A 14,846-nucleotide genomic window follows, 5' to 3' on the forward strand; every position below is an offset into this window, starting at 1 on the left:
CACCAAGCCCTAGAGGCCAAAACTGGCGTCGAATGAACTTTCTAGCCCACCTGCATATCGCAGATCACAGTAACAGCCATTTATTGGGAAACTTGCTTGGAGACTTCGTAAAAGGAGATCCAAGCAAGCTGTATGATCGCGATATCTCAAATGGCATCAGATTACATAGATTTGTTGACCGTATTACTGACCATCATCCAATCGTCAACGAATGTAAGCCTCATTTCACTGGTGTTGCGCGACGTTTTGCACCTATCGCTTTGGATATGTTTTGGGATCATTGCCTCGCAAAACACTGGAACGACTTTCATTCCGTGCCTCTCGAACACTTTGTACAAACGGCATACGAGAGAGTAAACCGAGAGGTTCATGAACATTTGCCGCCACGTTTTTTGGTGCTCCACAGTAGGATGTGGCATGGCCGATGGCTTCAATCCTATCAAGATCTAGACAATATAGAATTTGCACTACATCGGATGTCGCAAAGAAGCCCTAGAATGGCAGACTTAATTACAACATTTAAAGTGATTGAAAGTGATTACACCGAATTAGAAGAGAAGTTCTCGTCACTTTATCGAGATGTTTTGCGCCAGTCGTATGATTTTCAGCAACAGCTTAATGACTCAACTCAATGAGATAGAAAAGTAGTATGGCTTTAGGGGCTCTGGTAAACTCTGCGCTCCAAAAATAATGAGGTTACACATGTCTGTTAATTTTGCTGATTTAGGCATCGAACAAAAGCTAATCGAGACGCTAGGCAATCTAAATATCGTGACGCCAACACCAGTGCAAGAAAAGTCAATTCCACACGTCCTTGCAGGAAAAAACTTACTTGCTGCTGCACAAACTGGTACGGGAAAAACGGCTGCGTTTGGTTTACCTATCATACAAACCGTTCAGCAAAAGAAACTTAACGGCACACCTCAAGCATTGATTTTGGTTCCAACACGCGAGCTTGCACAGCAGGTATTTGATAATTTGAATCAGTACTCGGCAGAAACAGAACTTCGCATCGTGTGTGTTTATGGTGGTACAAGCATTGGCGTACAAAAGAGAAAGTTAGAAGAGGGCGCTGATATTTTGATTGCCACGCCAGGCCGCCTTTTGGATCACCTGTTTAATGGTAACGTAAACATCTCTAAAACCGATATGCTCGTGTTAGACGAAGCCGACCGTATGTTAGATATGGGATTTTGGCCTGACTTGCAGCGCATCTTCCGACGTTTGCCTGCTGAGAAACAGATCCTATTGTTCTCTGCGACATTTGAGAAGCGAATCAAAACTATTGCGTATAAACTCATGGAATCGCCAGTTGAAGTCGAAGTTTCACCAGCAAATACGACTGCTGAAACGGTAACACAAATGGTTTATCCAGTGGATAAAAAACGGAAACGTGAATTGCTAGCGTACTTAATTGGCTCGCGGAATTGGCAGCAAGTGCTTGTATTTACAAAAACGAAGCAAGGCAGTGATGAGTTAGCGAAAGAGCTCAAGTTAGATGGCATCAAAGCGGTTTCTATCAACGGCGATAAATCACAAGGCGCCCGCCAAAGAGCTTTGGATGAATTTAAACAAGGTAAGGTGCGTGCTTTGATTGCAACCGATGTGGCAGCACGAGGGTTAGATATTCAAGAGCTAGAACAAGTCGTGAACTTTGATATGCCATTCAAAGCAGAAGATTACGTCCATCGAATTGGCCGCACTGGAAGAGCTGGAAAGTCAGGTTTGGCGGTTTCTCTGATGAGTAGAGATGAGGAGTACTTGTTGCAAGCTATCGAGAATCTGCTTGATCAACGCTTACCCCAAGAATGGCTGGCAGGTTTCGAACCAAGTCTTGTAGAAGAAGTTGAGCCTGAACAAAATGGGCGTCGTCGTAGTCGTTCATCTGAGAAGCGTAAGCTAAAAGCAAAATTGGCGATTCATAAGAATCGTGGTAAATCACTTAGCTCTCGCTAAACCGCGCAAACTTTTGTTCTTACATAGTCAGGCTGTTTTTGCCTCTTCATAGACGTCTAACGTTTGGGGGATAGCAAGTAGGTACCCTTGGTACATATCGAAACCGAGCTTTTTCATTAAGCGAAGTTGATGCTCGGTTTCAATTCCTTCGATAACGGTTTTAGAGCATAACGCTTTTGCGAGTGATAATGCATCGTTAAGCGCTTTAAAATCACCGTTTTCATACCTTAGCAATAAAGAGCGATCCATCTTGATTATATCTGGGCAAACGCTTCTCACTCGCTCAGTTGTCGATGCATTGACGCCATAATCGTCAATCGCTAATTTAAATCCTTCAAGACTTAACTCCCGAGCAGCTTGAGACAAAGAGACTTCATCCTCCACCTTCAATTCAAGTAACTCCATGACGATTTGTTCATTCATCAAATGCGATTCATAAATGGTTTGTTTTAGCAGTCGGTTATAAGTGACGTCTTTGACTAGTATCTCTGCCGCTACCGGTAATACATTGAGAAACAATTGTTTTGTGTGAAAGCGAGACTGAGAGAAATTTTTGATATGGATTAGGCGACTTAAGCGTTCAACATTGAGCAAATCTTGAGTGGGAGTCGCTTTGGATTGGAAAAACTGATCTGGCCTAACCATGGTGCCATTGGCATTGCTAATTCTTACCAGTGCTTCAAGGCCAACGATGGAAATATCGTTCTTATATATGGGTTGAAAGACACTGCGGAGAGTGAAGTTCGCGTATTTCGCAATATACTGCCCGTCGGCTTCTTTCCGGATGCAACTAAGTAGTTGCGAGATGCTCATCATTGTTACCACAACCTAAATCAATGTCTCAACATCAGCGTTATCGCGCTAATTTTTCTATTTCATTGGCAATGAATCTAAGTGTGCTCATTAACTCAAGCAAGAACGATGGTAATGGATGGGTAGTTTTGTCGAGTGATATCAAACAAATTGATGAAATAATTGATAATCTCAGCACTTCAATTTGATGCTACCATTGCAGTACGGCATACAACTGCAAATATTTTCTGACTAACTGCTGTTTGTTCGAACGCCGTAAAGGATGCCCAAACTTAATGTAACAAGGGCTAATACCGAATCGAGTGTCCAACGATTGCGTGAGTTGCGACTCGCTGGTGTACAGTGTGATTCCTTGTTCTGTGTATTCGTTGATCTGATCGGGTAGTTCACCCATCCACCAATGAAGCAATTCTCGGCTCGTTTTGCTGCGACTTATCCAATGATCGCAAACCAAAAAGAGTAGGTCATTAGGCTGTAAGGCATAGCCATATTCACTCTGCCATTCCGTAATTGATGAGAGTAAGTTTTCCCGGCAAGATTTTCCGGCACTGACCATATGGTGACTCAGAACCCAGACAGTGCCAATGTCGGATGAAATTCGATAGTGATGGGGAAGGTCTGGAGAATCCAACACTTCGATTGGCTTTATCACGCAGTTGTATCCAAAGTGACGAAAAGTATGTTCCATCCTTCTTGAAAACGCGAGACCAAGATGATGCTCACTCATGCCTTGGTTATGCACCGCAGGGTAATGCTTTTCACACAGCTTAAGACAGTCGTCTTGAAAATCATTAACACTTTGAATAACTAGGTCGAGTAGCAAAGAATATCCCTTAATAATTACAAAACGAACTGCAAAAGGTTAGCATAGTCTTTTGAGAATAGACTAATTTACTTCGGCAACTTCTTGATCTAAACACCAAATTTCTCACAAATGACCGTGTCTAATCTTTAATAGAACAACACGAAAGAAGCAGAAGTTGAACAAAAATTTGAAAGGGAAAAAATGATAAAGCTAGAACGCGCACAAAAAGAGGCGCTGGCCACCGCCATTCAAGATTACATGCTAGACGAGCTAGATGTTGAAATTGGCCAGTTCGATAGTGAGTTTCTAATTGACTTTATTACAGAAAAACTAGGGCCAATTTATTATAACAAGGGTGTTGAAGATGCTAAGTTACTGGTTGAACGCAGAATGTTAGAAGTTTCCGAAGAGCTGTATGAGATAGAACAAGAAATTAAGCTGTAAGTTTCAGTTTTACAAACGATTTAAAGTTCCTTCAAAAAATTCGAACAACTTGATAGATACGGTACCATTGGCTGGATGTAAATGATGGTAAATAATCTGTTTCATATGACGTAAATAGGTTAATGTAGTGTTTCTTGCTCAGCATTAACTTAGGAATATATCTAGGAACTTGAGATGGATACACTGGTAAAGAATTACAACCTTACTGCACGCGTGATGCATTGGTTATCAGCGCTGTGCATTATTGGTCTATTTGCAGTGGGTTTGTGGATGGTCGACCTTAGCTATTACAGCGAATGGTATCGAACTGCGCCGCATTACCATCGCTCTGTCGGTATTTTACTCGCTATTTTAACTTTGGCACGCATCGTATGGAAGCATGTGACGGCGTCACCAAAGGTAGAAGGCAAACGTTACGAAGTGCTTGCTGCTAAAGCAGCGCATGATGTCATGTACCTACTATTGGTCACCATCTTTGTTTCAGGTTACCTCATTTCAACGTCTGATGGACGCGGCATCGAAGTGTTTAATTGGTTCACTGTGCCAGGAGCGGGAGAGTTATTCCCAGGCCAATCAGATATTGCAGGTGAGATTCACTTCTATGCAGCTTGGGCTGTCATCCTGATTGCAGGTTTACATGCTATTGCTGCACTAAAACACCACTTTATCGATAAAGACAACACATTAAGAAAAATGTTAGGAGCTTCAAAATGAAAAAGTCACTTTTCGCTACAGGATTAGCTATCGCTATGGCACTGCCATTTGGTGCGCAAGCTGCAGATTATGTCATCGATACCAAAGGTGCTCACGCTTCAATCAACTTTAAAGTTAGCCACTTGGGTTACAGTTTCATCAAAGGTCGTTTCAATACATTTTCTGGTGACTTTTCTTTTGATGAAAACAACATTGCTGACTCAAAAGTAAATGTTGTTGTTGATACAACCAGCCTAGATTCAAACCATGCTGAACGTGACAAACACATTCGTAGTGGTGACTTCATCGATGCTGGCAAATACAGTGAAGCAACCTTTACGAGCACAAAAGTGGTTGATAAAGGCAATGGCAAACTAGATGTAACTGGTGATCTAACGCTACACGGTGTTACTAAGCCTATTACTATTGAGGCTGAATTCGTTGGTGCTGGCAGTGACCCATGGGGCGGCGAGCGCGCTGGCTTTGTTGGCAACACTCGCCTAGAGCTTGCTGACTTTGACATCCCAGTAATGGGTGCTTCAAGCTACGTCGATATGGAACTTCATATCGAAGGTATTAAGAAGTAATTAGTTCCTTTTAGATACACTAAAAGCGCTCTTCACTTGAAGAGCGCTTTTTTATTATCTTAATCACATCACTAACATCGATAAACCCGTCAGTGATAGCGATTGAAAGCCAATAGACGTTGTAAATGTTTAGCGAATTACGCTGTTTCTAACTCGCTTTTTTCCACTAGGTTTAAACGCTCACCAAAAATCGGGCGTAGTGCTTTTAATACTTCAGTACGAGTAACCACCCCGACCATCTGCCCATTTTCAAGCACAGGAAGCACTTGTGGCTTACTTACTTTGATACTTTTAGCGCGTTCTTCGAGAGACAAAGACGTCAAGCGAGTGGCAATACCCATACTGCTCGCTGGGTACAACTGCTCTTTATCGATACATAGGAATTCCACAACATCAACGAGGCGATCACCAGCGTCAATTGCAACCACATCTCGGCTCATGATGTCTACGACTTTTTGGTCTTTCACCGGAATGTAGTCCTCACACCATAGTTCTACCATCACATCGTGAGCAGAGAAGAAGCCAACTAATCGATTTTGTACGTCTACAACAGGTGCGCTAGTTACGTTGTTATCAAGTAACACATCCAGCGCGGCTGCAATTGGCGTTTCTGCACGAATGGTGACTGGTTTTTGGTTCATAATGTCTTTAACAAAAGAAGCATTTTTCATGGTGAAATCCTTAACTGACGACAGTGTTGTAGTTGTAGTGATAGAAGAAATATTCGCTGCTTTTAGTTCTGGTCGGCGAAAAATACACCAGTTTGAAAGGCCAACTAATACCGCTCCGCCGACGATGTTGCCAAGCGTGACAGGAATTAAGTTAGCGGTAATAAAGTGGCTAATGTTTAGGTCTGTGTATTGTGACGCGGGCACACCGACAGATGCCCAAAAAGATTCAGGTGCAAAATTCGCGATAACAATACCAAGTGGAACCATAAACATGTTCGCAACACAGTGCTCAAAACCGCTGCTGACAAACATTGCCACAGGCAAAATTGTCATTGCTGCTTTTGTCATTGCATTTGCAGAACTAAATGTCAGCCAAATCGCTAGGCAGACCAACAGGTTACAGAGAATACCGAGTGCAAACGCTTGAATGAGAGTGTGGTGAAGTTTGTGTTGTGCGATGTTAAGCGCATTTAATCCCCATTGACCGCCATCCATCTGATAAAGACCAGCAGCAGTAACCAGCGCAAGTAGGAACATCGCACCAATAAAGTTACCAACGTAAACTTTGCCCCAGATCGAAAGCATCTTACCGAACGAGATTTGTTTATTGGCCCAAGAAATACTGGATAGGACGGAGCTGGTAAATAATTCACCACCGCAGATCACTATGAGGATCAATCCCATGCTAAATGCGAGTCCACCAGCTAGGCGGCTCAAGCCCCAACCAGCGCCCGTACTGCCGGTGGTCACCGTGATGTAAAACAAGAATGCTAACCCGATGAACGCGCCGGCCATAATGGCGAGGCTTAATGTCATACTGCTGGTTTTGTTTGCCTTACTTAACGCAAATTTTTCCGCTTCAACCATCATCTCTTTTGGAGAAAAATACTGGTGATTTTGAGAACTGGTCACCGCCATATTGACTCCTTAATTTGTAATCGCATAAAAAATCCTTAGTTATTAACTCAAAAATGAAATTGTTGTTTTTATTAAGAGCCTCAATGACTTCGGTTTCAAAACCATTGAGGCTTGCGGTGTTCCCGAACCGCGTACTCAGAATAGGGAGAACGGTTAGTAAGGTAAAATTGATAATATTTAGAAACCTCATCAAATTAATTGATAACTTTACGGGGCCAGGTAAAATGAACTCTATTGCTTATTGGGGCATGCTTTAACAATTGTGGGGATTGGGAAATACCCACTAATAATGGAGGACACTTTGCGCTACTCACTTAAGCAATTAGCGGTTTTCGACGCAGTTGCAGATACCGGCAGTGTAAGCCAAGCCGCAGAAAAATTGGCTTTGACACAATCAGCGACAAGCATGTCGCTTGCGCAATTAGAGAAGATGCTTGGCAGGCCGTTGTTTGAGAGGCAAGGCAAGCAAATGGCGTTAACCCATTGGGGGATGTGGTTACGACCAAAAGCAAAACGCTTGCTACAAGATGCATTGCAGATTGAAATGGGCTTCTATGAGCAACATTTATTGAGTGGTGAGATTCGTATGGGAGCGAGTCAAACTCCAGCAGAGCACTTAGTTCCCGACCTTATCAGTATCATTGATAATGACTTTCCAGAAATGCGTATTTCCCTCGGTGTACAAAGTACAAAAGGGGTGATTGATGGGGTATTAGATTACAAGTATGACTTAGGGATTATTGAAGGGCGCTGTGATGATAACCGTTTACACCAAGAAGTATGGTGTCGTGATCATCTTACTGTTGTCGCAGCTTCTCATCATCCTTTTGCGCGTAATCAGTCTGTTAGCCTTGCGCAGTTAGAGCAAGCGAAGTGGGTACTAAGAGAGCATGGCTCTGGCACACGAAAAACATTTGATAGTTCTATTCACCACCTTATTGAAGATTTGGATGTGTGGCGCGAGTACGAACACGTTCCGGTGTTACGTAGTTTAGTTGCTAATGGTCAGTACCTTACTTGCTTACCGTATTTAGATGTAGAGCGATATATAGAAGCAGGTCATCTTGTGGCATTAAATGTACCTGAGTTAAAAATGGAAAGGACGCTTTCATTTATATGGCGTTCAGATATGGCAGAAAACCCATTAGTCGACTGCATTAAAAGAGAGGGACTGCGAATGATGAAAGGGAAGCCTTCAGTTCTTTAAAGGTTGATTAAACATGCCTACGAGATGAGTTGGGTATATTCCCTAAATCTGTTGATTTATCGGTTGCGTCAAACTTTTAATGTAAATTGTGAAAATAACAATATTTTATTGTGATCAATATCACCGATAAGCTGAGCTGATGTATCTAACATGTGTCCTTGATTTCAATGTATGAAGGCAGTTATTGAACCATATAGGTACGATAATAGCCGAGCAGGTATGACTACCATGACGACACTTTTAGCTATTTCTATCACTACTGGAATTTTATCTGGCGTATGGGGTTGGATCGCCATCTCTTTAGGTTTGCTTTCTTGGGCTGGTTTTTTAGGTTGCACGAGCTACTTTGCAGCGCCAACGAGCGGATTGAAAGGACTAGGCATCAGCTTAATCACCAATATGACAGGCGTATTCTGGGCAATGGTAATTATTCACGGTTCCACTTACGTGGGGTTGGAAATTATTGGCTATGTGATTACCGCTATTGTGGCATTCTTTATGTGTATTCAAGCTAAACAGGCTTGGCTCGCGTACATCCCTGGTACTTTTATTGGTTCATGCGCAACATTTGCGGCTGACGGAAACTGGCAACTAGTCATTCCATCGTTGTTGCTAGGTGGTGTGTTTGGCTATCTAATGAAAGCGACAGGGCTATGGTTGCATACGAAATCAACCGCTACTTCTTCTTCGCTTGCTGAGCAAGCACAGTAGTGAACCCCCGATCTTATTGGTATCCACTGTGTATTGAGTTTTATCCCTCTCAATACCCTTAATCAAAATTAATGATGTTTGATACAAGCACACCAAATTGGTGTGCTTTTTTTGTATTACAAGACAATACGCTGAGTGTGAAATACGCCTAACTCATGTATTGCCGTTGGCCATGGTAACAACGCGTTTAAGTGTCCAGCGCAGAAGAACAGGAATACACTCCATGCCTTTCTCTTCACAATGAGAAACAATAGCCAAAGCTAAGTCCGGTTTTGCATGTTTTTTCAAAACACGATTTACGACTTTTTTAGCAGGGATAGGGTGGTCATGAGGAACTTTGATGATGTCCTTAAAGAAAAGTTCAAAACCATTGTTGTACAGAAAGTGCTCGATGTCTCGGTCGGGTAACTCCGTAAGTCGATGCCTTTCCTGATCATGGTCGAGCTGTGCTCGCACTGCATGCGCGTACTTTTTCCCTGCTGGGTCGCCATCGGTAACGACATGCCAATCAATACCAAACTCTTTTGCTACTTTGATGAGTGATTTTAGACCTGATTGAGCAAACTCAACGATTTGAACCCCTTCGGCAGCCAAGTCATACCCGCATTGACGAGCCAGTTCATGAAAAAGCCAAACTTCGGTTTCGCCCTCAACAAGTAACCAGCACCGCGCAAATAATGCTCCTGAACGATGAAAACGAATATGGAAACCAATTCGGCGCAACTCATCTCGACCAAACTTTGTTGAGTTTAAACTCTTAGCGATGGTTCTGTCTGATAGCCGAATTAAACGTCGAATTGAATACAGTGGAACAGAACCGAGTAACGTGCCACTGTTGGTGGTTAATATCTTTTGCATTGGCAACAATTGCAATAAGGACCACGCTCTCGCTAGATGAGTTGGATGCAGTCGACCTTCTGGATCTTCAATAATCAGTATTGGTCTCGCACAGCGCCTTAAATCGGTGGGACCCTTAGCTTGAAGATAGGCATTGAGTAACCCCATTAAAAGCAAGCGGCTTTGTTTGTCATTGGTTTCTTTCAAGAACTGACTCAAGCCTTTATCAGAGGAAGGGCTTGTATAGAAAAGACCATCACGAGGTTTGCGTGGGTTGCCTTTACTGACACTTCTGAACGCGAAATAGTGTTCAACAAGCGTTTGCATTGAGTCGAGGCTACTACGAATCTCACCTTTATTCACATGGCCAGGCATAGCCAATAAGCGTCGACAGGTGTTGTTGATTCGTTTTTCAATCCGAGCATTTTTACCATCGCCGTTGACATGGTTTAAATCTGGGAAGCGTCGGGAGTCACGTAGTCGGATTACAGGATGAAGTGTCATTAACTCAATAGCGAGTTTCTTTGAGTGGTGAAGTTTTTTGGGTTTGCCGTTATGATCCAAAAACGCGTACTTTGTATTAATGCCGTGCTCATCGCGAGACGCACTAATACGATAGTAAATGACTTGCTCACCATCTTCGTTGGTGCACCATGTAGGCTTTATGCGTCTGTAGCGTCCCGCTTTTACTTCGTTTTTATCCTGTGCTTTAAAACAAACAATGATCTGTAAGTGTTGTGTTTGTGGATGAGAAATTGAGTAGTCAACGTGAAAATCTTTCAGTTTGAATTGATACAATGAGCCATTGGCAGGTAGTGCGATGGAAAGGGCATCGAGCAATGATGATTTGCCCCACGTGTTTTCACCGATGAGCGTGGTGAGTTCGTCAAAAGAGAGTGAAAGGCGTTTGATGCCTCTAAACCCGGAGATTTCGATGCGTTCTAGTCTCATCTCAATCCTCCTTGCAATTATTTGAATTATCGAGAGTTATTTTGCTACTCCTAAGCATATATGAATTCGGAATTTTTGAGTTAAGCTCAGTTCACAAAATTACGAGAGCCTCTTACTGAATAGAGACCGTTACAAGCGAGGCTTGCTTTCAAAGCCGGGGGACAGCATCGTGATCACTTAAACATGAAATCCTAAATCGCAGTTTCATAAAATTCATGATTCTGTCATGATTCACTTCTTATTATTATAAGGAATGAAAAAAGAGAAGATGAAGATGAATAACAATCATAAGCCAGTGAGAATCAAACTGGCACACATCAATGACACACATTCCTACTTTGAACCAACGTCATTACAGTTAAAGCTTAAGATAAACAATGAACTCACGCTAGAACCCTATGTCAGTGCTGGCGGCTTTTCTCGTATCGCAACCAGAGTCGAGCAGTTAAGAGATGATGCTCAGCGCCAAGGTCATGGGATGTTGTTCCTCCATGCCGGAGATTGCTTCCAAGGTACGCTGTATTTCTCACTATTTAAAGGCAAAGCCAATGCCGACTTATTGAACGCATTAAAGATTGATGCAATGGCGTTAGGTAACCATGAATTAGATATGGGGAATGAGCCAGTTGCATTGTTTTGCCAACGTACTCAGTTCCCATTGCTTGCTGGCAACTGGGATTTATCCAATGAATCACTTAAAAAACCTCACCGTATCAGTGATTGTAAGGATGTATATAGTTACCAACCGGATACACAGAGCGCTCAATACATTGTTAAAGAATTCCATGGTGAGCGGGTCGCGATTTTCGGATTATCCATAGATAAAATGAGCGACATCGCAAACCCTGATGCAGACACGCCTTTTCACTCAGCAATTGAAACCGCCAAGGCGACCGTAAAACAAATCCATTCATCAGGTATAAAAAATATTATTCTTCTGAGCCACTTAGGTTATGAAGGTGATTTAGAGTTAGCTGAGCAAGTCGCAGGTATTGGTATAATTGTTGGTGGACACAGCCACCGGTTGCAAGGTGATTTTTCATCAATAGGGTTAGGACAAGACGATCCCTACGGTATCAAAATTAATGATACCTATGTGGTGCAAGCGGGTTTCCATGCTTTGACAATGGGGCACTGCGTCATTGAGTTTGATGAACACGGTAAAGCAACGATGTTGAGTGGACAAAATGAACTGTTGCTTGGTCGACGTATTTTTTGGGACTCGACGCTAAACCAACAGCTCGACCAAGGTGTATTCGAAACCGCGTGCGACTTCATCCATGGTCAACCGAATGTCGTGGTTTGTAAGAAACACCCGGAAACTCAAGCGATCCTGAGCGATAAATATATTCCTCAGGTCAGGCAGTTACAGTCACAAGTCATTGCTAGTGTTGACACCAAAAAGCGTCATGTGAGAGTTCCCGATGAATTTGGTGAGAGTGAGTTGGCTTCCTCCGTTGCCCGATCATTTCTGCACTGTTTAAACAAACGTGGATATGACGTTCAATTTGCAATTCATAATGCGGGTGGCGTGCGAACCTCTTTGAACCCTGGTAACATTACAGTGGCAGACATTGCCGGACGGCTGTTGCCTTTTGCCGTTCCTATCGGCTTTTACGATGTAAAAGGCAGCGCTATTCGCCGTGCACTTGAAGGCGCGATAAATAATGCACTCAACAATGGCGTAGAAGGCACTGGATCTGGCAGTTATCCGTACACTTACAATTTAAACTTCGAGTACCACGCAGATGCCCCAAAAGGTGAAAGAGTTCAATCATTAGTGATTTTTGATGGCAAACAATGGGTTGGTGTTCAAGATGATGTTTGGTATCGAGGGACTTCTTCTGCCTATACGATGAAAGGGAAAGAGGGGTACGACGCATTGCAGGAGATGAAAGGAGAAGGGCGTGTGACCAGTTTGTCCATGGCTGATTGTTTTATTGAACTCCTGACCGATGAGCCAAACTGTTTGAATCAAAGTCACAAACTTTACACAAAGCGACGTCGATAATAGATACTGGTATTGATTTTGCTGCTCTCCACTTACTACATGGGTTGATGAGGATGGCAGTATGTGGAATAAAGATTGGGCAGATACGGCAGTCGTGGTTGCCTGGATCGCAATTTGGTCAACACTGGTCTACTTTGTGCCTCTAAGCGGCTTTTGAATTGCTAAGAATGTGGATGCTACAAAAGGGAGCAGTAATGCTCCTTTTTTGTATCTATCTTCCCCGTTAGGCCTCTAACCAATGAAGAGTTTGTCTTGAGCCATTTGCTGCTTTTTGTCTGTTTACTATAGTTGCGGTGGTTGAATCCATTTCTTTCTTTTTTATAGTGCTTCCTGATTTTTGATAAGAATTTTATTTCGATAAGACAAGGTTTTTTTGTTGGAAAGCCTGACGCTCGGCGTTATTATGTCGACGTTTGGGGAGTAGTTAGCGCAAGTTTACTTATCGTCATCTCGTTAAGCATCAGCTTATCCGGTAAGTAAAGGTGTTACGTGGTTTATTCACATCAACACTTCAACGAGACCAACGCATTCATTGACTAGCAGCACATAATCGTTATGTGGCTGTTGGTTGTTATTGTCTGCGGAAGGTCACCAAACGAAGTCCTTCCGCCATGGGAGGAAATATGTCTCTTATCGAAAATACCACCCAATTGAGCCAATCGGTGCCTCTTCAAGAATCATTAGCGATGTATGGTGCTTTTGGTTTATTTACCCTTGTTCTTGTTACGCTTGATATCTATCAAACACGTGGTGGCGCTATCACGATGAAAAAAGCCATCGTTTGGAGTGTTTTTTGGTTCTTGCTTGCCTTTGTTTTTGCAGGTTCTATTTATTTATTCTGGGACTTTTACGCGCCACATAGCGCTTATACGAACGACAAAGCAACGATTTCATTCTTAACTGGTTACTTACTAGAGAAGTCGTTAAGCGTTGATAACTTGTTTGTGTTTGCCATCATCTTTGCACAATACAGTGTGCCGGAGCATTTGCGTTCGAGAGCATTGCTTTGGGGGGTGATAGGTGCGCTAGTTTTACGCGCTGTCATGATTGCGGTTGGTGCTCAGTTACTTGCACAGTATCACTGGGTATTGTACTTATTTGCTGCTTTCCTTATTTGGACAGGTGTTAAGCTAGCTCGCGACAAAGGCGAAGCAGAAGAGGTTAATCCATATCCGGAGCAGTTGATTCGAAAGGTATTGCCAGTTACAGATGACTACCAAGGAAATCACTTAATCTTAAAGCAAGCTGGTAAGTGGGTGGCAACACCGATGCTGATCGTTGTTGGTGTCATTGCAGTAATGGACGTTATGTTTGCATTGGATTCTATACCAGCTATATTCGCGGTAACGCGAGAGCCATTTTTAGTCTTAGCCGCGAACGTATTTGCATTATTGGGTTTGCGATCGCTGTACTTTGTTCTTCAAGCAATGTTAGATAAGTTTGTGTACTTAAAACCAGCATTATCAGTAATCATGATGTTTATCGGGGTGAAAATGCTATTGGTTGGAACAGAATATGAGATTCCGACAGCATGGTCTCTCACATTTTTAGTTGTTGTGATGACATCGGCAGTGGTGGCATCACTCCTAAAAAATAAAGCGAAGCGTCAAACTAGCGTTAATATTACTAATCAAAAAATATAAAGTAAGCACTAAAATCAAAAGAAATAACGAAAAATATTGTTAAATATATGTTGTTGCTTAAGGGGCGATTATGCAGGTAATGTTCAGTTATTCAATGTGATTACAGCAATTTTGATTATTTATGCCGTTATTATTCATTTGTATTTTTGAGTTTTGTAATGAGTTTGTTTTATTAGAAATTCTAATTTGAATGGGTAAAATTTGTCATTTCTTAAACAATAAGAAACTGACTAATATACAACCAACTAAACAGACTACTGCTTTTAAAGAGAGGCAATCATGGCACAAGCAATGCAAATGACAAATGTAGCTTTACCAACCTCTATGGATAAGAAAACCTACGCGGTTAACTTCAAAGGACTGATTGCTCACTTACTGGACATTCTATTTGTAGATAACACTGCGCCACGCAGTTACTACGCAGAAGACTTGTCAGCACATATTCAAAAAGACATCGGTATGTACCGTTAATATTGAAATAGTGTAAGAAATACCGGCCTATGAGCCGGTATTTTTTTATTTGTAAAACATGCCTACTCAACCTACGCCCTAGAAAAGAAACACTCTAGAGGAGGTAGACATGATAGTAGATTAAGTGT

14 protein-coding genes are annotated in these 14,846 nt (G+C 42.3%); 10 read left to right on the top strand and 4 right to left on the bottom strand.

The features are described from left to right. Positions 1-32: 32 nt before the first annotated feature. On the top strand, positions 33-635 hold the full coding sequence (locus tag R7Q09_RS13960) for an ACP phosphodiesterase (protein ID WP_017820947.1): 603 nt from the start codon (positions 33-35) through the stop codon (positions 633-635). 67 nt (positions 636-702) lie between these two features. Further along, a complete protein-coding gene (locus R7Q09_RS13965; RefSeq protein WP_262664993.1) occupies positions 703-1,956 on the top strand; it encodes a DEAD/DEAH box helicase in 1,254 nt (417 codons plus the stop codon). A 27-nt stretch (positions 1,957-1,983) separates the two neighbouring features. Here the strand turns inward: R7Q09_RS13965 and R7Q09_RS13970 are convergent, their stop codons facing one another. Further along, positions 1,984-2,772 (bottom strand): EAL domain-containing protein, encoded by a 789-nt coding sequence (locus R7Q09_RS13970; RefSeq protein ID WP_213866350.1) that lies wholly within the window; start codon positions 2,770-2,772, stop codon positions 1,984-1,986. Positions 2,773-2,959: 187 nt separating this feature from the next. Continuing rightward, on the bottom strand, positions 2,960-3,592 hold the full coding sequence (locus tag R7Q09_RS13975) for a hypothetical protein (protein ID WP_005376385.1): 633 nt from the start codon (positions 3,590-3,592) through the stop codon (positions 2,960-2,962). Between the two features lie 183 nt (positions 3,593-3,775). On the opposite strand from R7Q09_RS13975, the gene R7Q09_RS13980 reads away from it, so the two are divergent. The 3 genes from R7Q09_RS13980 (at position 3,776) to R7Q09_RS13990 (ending at position 5,298) form a co-directional block, all read left to right on the top strand. Further along, on the top strand, positions 3,776-4,018 hold the full coding sequence (locus tag R7Q09_RS13980) for a DUF2164 domain-containing protein (protein WP_318070866.1): 243 nt from the start codon (positions 3,776-3,778) through the stop codon (positions 4,016-4,018). 174 nt (positions 4,019-4,192) lie between these two features. After that, positions 4,193-4,732 carry a cytochrome b gene (locus R7Q09_RS13985; protein WP_262651261.1) on the top strand — a complete coding sequence of 180 codons (540 nt, stop codon included), beginning with the start codon at positions 4,193-4,195 and terminating at the stop codon, positions 4,730-4,732. Continuing rightward, positions 4,729-5,298, top strand: a complete 570-nt coding sequence (locus tag R7Q09_RS13990; RefSeq protein WP_017634178.1) for a YceI family protein — start codon at positions 4,729-4,731, stop codon at positions 5,296-5,298. The genes R7Q09_RS13985 and R7Q09_RS13990 overlap by 4 nt, the downstream gene beginning before the upstream one ends. 137 nt (positions 5,299-5,435) lie before the next feature. Here R7Q09_RS13990 and focA read toward each other — a convergent pair whose 3' ends face one another. After that, on the bottom strand, positions 5,436-6,887 hold the full coding sequence (focA, locus tag R7Q09_RS13995) for a formate transporter FocA (RefSeq protein WP_005390162.1): 1,452 nt from the start codon (positions 6,885-6,887) through the stop codon (positions 5,436-5,438). Positions 6,888-7,188: 301 nt separating this feature from the next. Between focA and R7Q09_RS14000 the strand changes: the two genes are divergently transcribed. Both R7Q09_RS14000 and R7Q09_RS14005 read left to right on the top strand, forming a co-directional pair. Next, complete coding sequence (locus tag R7Q09_RS14000; RefSeq protein ID WP_005376369.1) at positions 7,189-8,094, top strand: LysR substrate-binding domain-containing protein; 906 nt, start codon at positions 7,189-7,191, stop codon at positions 8,092-8,094. Between the two features lie 228 nt (positions 8,095-8,322). Next, positions 8,323-8,805 carry a DUF1097 domain-containing protein gene (locus R7Q09_RS14005; RefSeq protein WP_017634175.1) on the top strand — a complete coding sequence of 161 codons (483 nt, stop codon included), beginning with the start codon at positions 8,323-8,325 and terminating at the stop codon, positions 8,803-8,805. Between the two features lie 153 nt (positions 8,806-8,958). Here the strand turns inward: R7Q09_RS14005 and R7Q09_RS14010 are convergent, their stop codons facing one another. Then, positions 8,959-10,593 (bottom strand): ATP-dependent endonuclease, encoded by a 1,635-nt coding sequence (locus R7Q09_RS14010; RefSeq protein ID WP_213874224.1) that lies wholly within the window; start codon positions 10,591-10,593, stop codon positions 8,959-8,961. A 268-nt stretch (positions 10,594-10,861) separates the two neighbouring features. Here R7Q09_RS14010 and R7Q09_RS14015 point away from each other — a divergent pair, with 268 nt between their 5' ends. The 3 genes from R7Q09_RS14015 to R7Q09_RS14025 all read left to right on the top strand — a co-directional run bounded on the left by R7Q09_RS14015 (position 10,862) and on the right by R7Q09_RS14025 (position 14,718). Further along, positions 10,862-12,604, top strand: a complete 1,743-nt coding sequence (locus R7Q09_RS14015) for a bifunctional UDP-sugar hydrolase/5'-nucleotidase (RefSeq protein WP_318070867.1) — start codon at positions 10,862-10,864, stop codon at positions 12,602-12,604. A gap of 623 nt (positions 12,605-13,227) precedes the next feature. Continuing rightward, on the top strand, positions 13,228-14,247 hold the full coding sequence (locus R7Q09_RS14020) for a TerC/Alx family metal homeostasis membrane protein (protein WP_318070868.1): 1,020 nt from the start codon (positions 13,228-13,230) through the stop codon (positions 14,245-14,247). A 279-nt stretch (positions 14,248-14,526) separates the two neighbouring features. Next, positions 14,527-14,718 (top strand): hypothetical protein, encoded by a 192-nt coding sequence (locus R7Q09_RS14025; RefSeq protein ID WP_005376351.1) that lies wholly within the window; start codon positions 14,527-14,529, stop codon positions 14,716-14,718. The last annotated feature ends 128 nt before the right edge of the window (positions 14,719-14,846 follow it).

The sequence above is a fragment of the Vibrio sp. 2130-1 genome, from assembly GCF_033339515.1.

Coding starts and splice junctions, on each gene's coding strand:
- R7Q09_RS13960 (WP_017820947.1), top strand. CDS start 33: ATGAACTTTCTAGCCCACCTGCATATCGCAGATCACAGTAACAGCCAT.
- R7Q09_RS13965 (WP_262664993.1), top strand. CDS start 703: ATGTCTGTTAATTTTGCTGATTTAGGCATCGAACAAAAGCTAATCGAG.
- R7Q09_RS13970 (WP_213866350.1), bottom strand. CDS start 2,772: ATGATGAGCATCTCGCAACTACTTAGTTGCATCCGGAAAGAAGCCGAC.
- R7Q09_RS13980 (WP_318070866.1), top strand. CDS start 3,776: ATGATAAAGCTAGAACGCGCACAAAAAGAGGCGCTGGCCACCGCCATT.
- R7Q09_RS13985 (WP_262651261.1), top strand. CDS start 4,193: ATGGATACACTGGTAAAGAATTACAACCTTACTGCACGCGTGATGCAT.
- R7Q09_RS13990 (WP_017634178.1), top strand. CDS start 4,729: ATGAAAAAGTCACTTTTCGCTACAGGATTAGCTATCGCTATGGCACTG.
- focA (WP_005390162.1), bottom strand. CDS start 6,887: ATGGCGGTGACCAGTTCTCAAAATCACCAGTATTTTTCTCCAAAAGAG.
- R7Q09_RS14005 (WP_017634175.1), top strand. CDS start 8,323: ATGACGACACTTTTAGCTATTTCTATCACTACTGGAATTTTATCTGGC.
- R7Q09_RS14010 (WP_213874224.1), bottom strand. CDS start 10,593: ATGAGACTAGAACGCATCGAAATCTCCGGGTTTAGAGGCATCAAACGC.
- R7Q09_RS14015 (WP_318070867.1), top strand. CDS start 10,862: ATGAAGATGAATAACAATCATAAGCCAGTGAGAATCAAACTGGCACAC.
- R7Q09_RS14020 (WP_318070868.1), top strand. CDS start 13,228: ATGTCTCTTATCGAAAATACCACCCAATTGAGCCAATCGGTGCCTCTT.
- R7Q09_RS14025 (WP_005376351.1), top strand. CDS start 14,527: ATGGCACAAGCAATGCAAATGACAAATGTAGCTTTACCAACCTCTATG.